The sequence below is a fragment of the Phormidium sp. CCY1219 genome, assembly GCF_035615515.1.
Classification (GTDB): Bacteria; Cyanobacteriota; Cyanobacteriia; order Cyanobacteriales; family Laspinemataceae; genus CCY1219.
This window is the reverse complement of the sequence record NZ_JAJENT010000581.1, coordinates 1-4319: the sequence shown is the minus strand read 5'-3', so window position 1 is coordinate 4319 and position 4319 is coordinate 1. Positions and strand designations below refer to the sequence as shown.

The following is a 4319-nucleotide window of genomic DNA, read 5'->3' as shown; positions in this document are numbered from 1 at the left end:
CTTTCACATGACACACTTCATGGGGTGGGCTTTCACCACCATCGACACTCAGTTGTCAAGGTTCTTCCCAGTTTTCCTTTGGATTGTAAAGATTTTGTAGAGAATTGTGAAATTCTCTTGAACTTTAGTTTTCCGAGGTTTTTGGTTGACTTTTTTTGTATCGGTTTATACCGTTTTGTTTGGCCAACCGTCAGACTTACTGTCCTGTAGGGAGTTTCAGCCTTTAGGGGCTGTGTTCCTTGCCCCGCTTACGTTTCGGGCATTTGCCCTTTACTTTTGCGGGAACGAATCGCACTCCGATAATAGATTCTAACATCATCTTGACGAAGATCGTCATCAAAGGGGTCATCCCACGCGGAAACCTAGACCAGGCAAGTATTTCAACCATTTATTTAAAAAAATCCAAGTTGAGATGCCGATCTTGGACAGTCCTCAGTTACAACGGCATTACTCTGGGAATATAGCGTGAGGAACCCCAAAAGTTACAGCCTTGAGAGGCATCACTCAATCCATAACTATTCAAAAGGAGAGAAAGCTCGTGAACCCCAGTGCAATTGCTTTTCTGGCCAACTTGCTAGTTTTTACCCTAAAAAAACTCGCATTAATCGTTCGCTACTTTATGGACGGAACGGATTTGGAAATGTATGCATCCCTTGCTTTGACGGTGTTTATTTTACTGGCAATTGCTGGGTTTTCCCTGGCCTATTTCGATGGAAAAGTTAATTTTCACGACCCTGACCTGGACGCTGAATTGTGACCTAAAGTGATGGGCGATCGAGCAATGCCAGTACCAACAGAGTCATCTGCATTCACTTTGCATATACTGCGTCAGTTTCAATCGGATAATTGTTGTCCCATTTCGATTCTCACTCTCCCTACCACGCCGATTGTCGCTCGTCACTGAAATCAGCTATAAACCCTCCAATTGCAGATAATCACCCTGTTAAACTACAGGCATTGCTACTCGTCTTTTCTTAATCGAACTGTACCAAAACTTTACGGTCAATACCGCATCAGGAGAAATACTATGTCTCATCTTCCTATCAACTTTCTGCAACACTTAAAAACCGAGCCAGGATGGAAATACCTACCCCTCGATCGCATCTCCCAGGCGCAGCAACTTCAAAGCCAAAAAGAAAGTTGGTCTTGTGGTCCTCATTCCGGTTATCGCGCCCTGATTCTTAACGGAGATGAAAAAAAAGGGTCAAACAATGGGTTGGCTGATTTCATACGTACCTGTCCCAAATCAGTGGGTTCTCCCCAGACTAACCGGGGTAAAAAGATAATGACTGCTGCCAACTTTTTAACCCGAGGAATATCCACTGTTGCCATGAAAGGGCTAGATAGCATCGGTGGAAATGTAGGCCCAACGCCGGGTAAACTCGCCAGCCATATCAACCCAAAAAGCCGCTCTAGCGTTAAAAAATACCATTGTTCGAGTTGGCAGCAAGTTTGGCCACAAATTCAGCGCGATATTGACCGCAACTCCCCCTGCATTATTTTGTTGGAATTCAGTTGGAGAGAACTGCACTATATTAATCTGGTGGGTTACAACTCGAAAACCCAGAAAGTGGCAATTCTGGATACAAACAACAGTGTTGAGGTTTGGACCGTTGACTACTTTAAATATGTCGCCCGCATCAAGACGATATATTGTGGGGAGCCTGGGTATCAGATTATTCGATTTTATTGAGAAGCTGTAGGGTGGGCATTGCCTACTGGCTTCCATATCTCTCTAGAGTTGTAGGGTGGGCATTGCCTACGGGCTTCTACTTCACTCTCTCGCGGTAGGCAGCAATGCCCACCCTACTCTACTTCTTGGATTATCCATCTTAACTCGATCTCCAAATCTTGCAATGTTTCGCCTGCATATTTCTGCCGAAGATCGGCACTGTGCGACTTGCAGGGATGATTGGAACGTTGAAAGCCCGTCTGGGTTTAGCTTTCACCGGATGAGCAAAAAAATTTTTTGGACTTAGCGGATCTTCGACACCAGGGGCAATGGAGGCAGCTACAGTAAAAGTGGCCGCGATCGAGAAGCGGGGATGTCTCTCATTATTGAGCAGTACAAAAACCTCGCTATATCATTCCTAGTCCAAAGGAGACAAGATAATGGATCGAAACCAAATTGTTCCAAAGAAAACTAAAGATGAGTTACGAAAAATATTGGAAAACTTTCTAGAAAATGACGTCCAAAAAAAAATCCTGCAACTTTTGAAGGTTGAAGGGGGTGAATTAAACGAAGCTACACGGGAATTACTTACCTATAGCTTGACAGCTTATGCATCCGACATCGTAGGCCAGGTAATTGTAGGTATAGCCATAGAGGGACTACAGGTTTGGAAAGAAATTGAAATCAATCGTGAAAAAGAGAAAACCAATCGTGAATTAGAGACAGAAAAAATTATTGCTTGGCGGAAATTGCTAGAGTATGCAAGGGAAAATGACGATGAGGAACTATTTGAGCGGGCCTGTCAAGAATTAAAGCTGAAGTAAGAATAGAAGCTTGACAGAGCGTGACGAATAAAGCACAGTAGTAAGGTGGGCAATGCCCACCCTCCTCCTTATTCTAAATCCCCTGGATCGCAGCACAACAATAACGGGTGGGCAACGAGTTGCCCACCCTATCGGTATGGCGGAGCTTTTTTACCGGCAACTCAGCAAAAATCGCTCCCGTCAGAGATTAAAATAAAGTGGAGGTTTAGCAAAACACAGGACGAATGACGATACGATCGCTCGGTTTAATGAGCGGCACCTCGGTGGATGGAATTGATGCGGCGATCGCCGACATCACTGGGACAGAATGTGACTTACAGGTAGAGCTAATCGATGCCGCCACCTATCCCTACCCCGAGGCACTGCGAAAGCAAATTTTAGCCGTTTGTGCGGGTGAAGCGATCTCAATGGCACAATTCGCGGAACTCGACGAGGCGATCGCCCGGGAATTTGCCCAAGCTGCCTTAACCCTACTGGGCGATCGCCGAAAAGCCGACTTGATTGGTTCTCACGGTCAAACCGTCTATCATCGACCCCCCACCGCCGATGCCCCCTTAGGCTACAGCTTGCAACTCGGTCGCGGTGCGGCGATCGCCCGATTAACCGGCATCCCCACCGTCAGTAACTTTCGGGCAGCAGATATTGCCGCCGGCGGACAAGGGGCACCCCTGGTTCCCAAAGTGGACTTTTGTTTGCTCACTCATCCACAGCAAACGCGATGCGTGCAAAATATCGGCGGGATTGGCAATGTTACCTACTTACCCCCGCGCCACCCCCAAGGCGGATCCGACGGGGAAAAAATTCCCACCCCAGCATCAGCGATCGCCGCCACACAATTGCCCCGGGCGTGGGATACCGGTCCGGGGAATGCCCTTCTGGATCTAGCCGTCCAACATCTTAGCCAGGGTCAGCTTGCCTACGATGCGGATGGTGCTTGGGCGTCCACCGGCAAACCTTGCGAAGCTTTAGTGCAGCAGTGGCTCTCCCACCCATTTTTCCAGGAACCGCCCCCGAAGTCTACGGGACGTGAATTGTTTGGCAAAGCCTATTTGCAGCAGTGTCTGGCTGATGCGGAAGCTTTGCAGCTCACGGATGCGGATATCCTGGCCACGATCGCGGAACTGACGGTGGCAGCGATCGCGCGCAGTTACCGGGATTTTTTGCCTCAGCCCCCGGATGAAGTGCTGTTGTGTGGCGGTGGGAGTCGCAACGGTTATTTGCGGCGGCGGTTGCAATTGCGGTTGTCGGAGAGTTTTGCCGCGCCAGTGGCGGTGTTAACCACCTCAGCGGTGGGGTTGAATGCCGATTTTAAAGAAGCGATCGCCTTTGCAGTGTTGGCCTATTGGCGTTATCAGGGAATTCCGGGCAATCTTCCCCACTGTACCGGTGCGAAAGTGCCCATGCTGTTGGGGGAAATTCACCGATGGATGGGGTAAGCGTTTAGGCGTTACCTGCGGCAATTTTTCGATGGCGATCGCCCATAAAATCTCCTACTCGGTGGGGTATTATAATGAAAAACTGTGCGATTCGTTCCCGCAAAAGTGAAAAGTAAACGCCGGAAGCGTAAGCGGGGCAAGGAATACAGCCCCAAGGCTGGAACCCCAGAGGACAGTAAGTCCGATGAATGGCCGAAACAAAACGGTGTAAACCGATACAAAAACAGCCCATCGAAAACCTCGGAAAACTGAAGGCTAAGAGACTTCATAACTCTTTACAAAGTCTTTACAATCCGAAGGAAAACTGGGAAAGAACCTTGACAACTGAATGTCGATGGTGGTGAAAGCCCACCCCATGAAGTGTGTCATGTGAAAGCACCTCCCCCA

At 48.3% G+C, this 4319-nt stretch carries 4 protein-coding genes; all 4 read left to right on the top strand.

Annotated elements, in window-relative coordinates; all coding sequences use genetic code 11:
• Nucleotides 1-538 precede the first annotated feature (538 nt).
• Nucleotides 539-757: a hypothetical protein gene (locus LKK83_RS16225; RefSeq protein ID WP_324632263.1), complete on the top strand. Its 219-nt coding sequence runs from the start codon at nt 539-541 to the stop codon at nt 755-757.
• Between the two features lie 270 nt (nt 758-1027).
• Nucleotides 1028-1693, top strand: coding sequence for a hypothetical protein (locus tag LKK83_RS16220; RefSeq protein ID WP_324632262.1), 666 nt, complete (start codon nt 1028-1030; stop codon nt 1691-1693).
• A gap of 419 nt (nt 1694-2112) precedes the next feature.
• On the top strand, nt 2113-2496 hold the full coding sequence (locus LKK83_RS16215; protein WP_324632261.1) for a hypothetical protein: 384 nt from the start codon (nt 2113-2115) through the stop codon (nt 2494-2496).
• A 224-nt stretch (nt 2497-2720) separates the two neighbouring features.
• Nucleotides 2721-3932, top strand: coding sequence for an anhydro-N-acetylmuramic acid kinase (locus tag LKK83_RS16210; protein WP_324632260.1), 1212 nt, complete (start codon nt 2721-2723; stop codon nt 3930-3932).
• Nucleotides 3933-4319: the final 387 nt, after the last annotated feature.

What these genes read in the sequence shown, in the direction of transcription:
- LKK83_RS16210 (WP_324632260.1), top strand. Translation starts at nt 2,721, where the DNA reads ATGACGATACGATCGCTCGGTTTAATGAGCGGCACCTCGGTGGATGGA.
- LKK83_RS16215 (WP_324632261.1), top strand. Translation starts at nt 2,113, where the DNA reads ATGGATCGAAACCAAATTGTTCCAAAGAAAACTAAAGATGAGTTACGA.
- LKK83_RS16220 (WP_324632262.1), top strand. Translation starts at nt 1,028, where the DNA reads ATGTCTCATCTTCCTATCAACTTTCTGCAACACTTAAAAACCGAGCCA.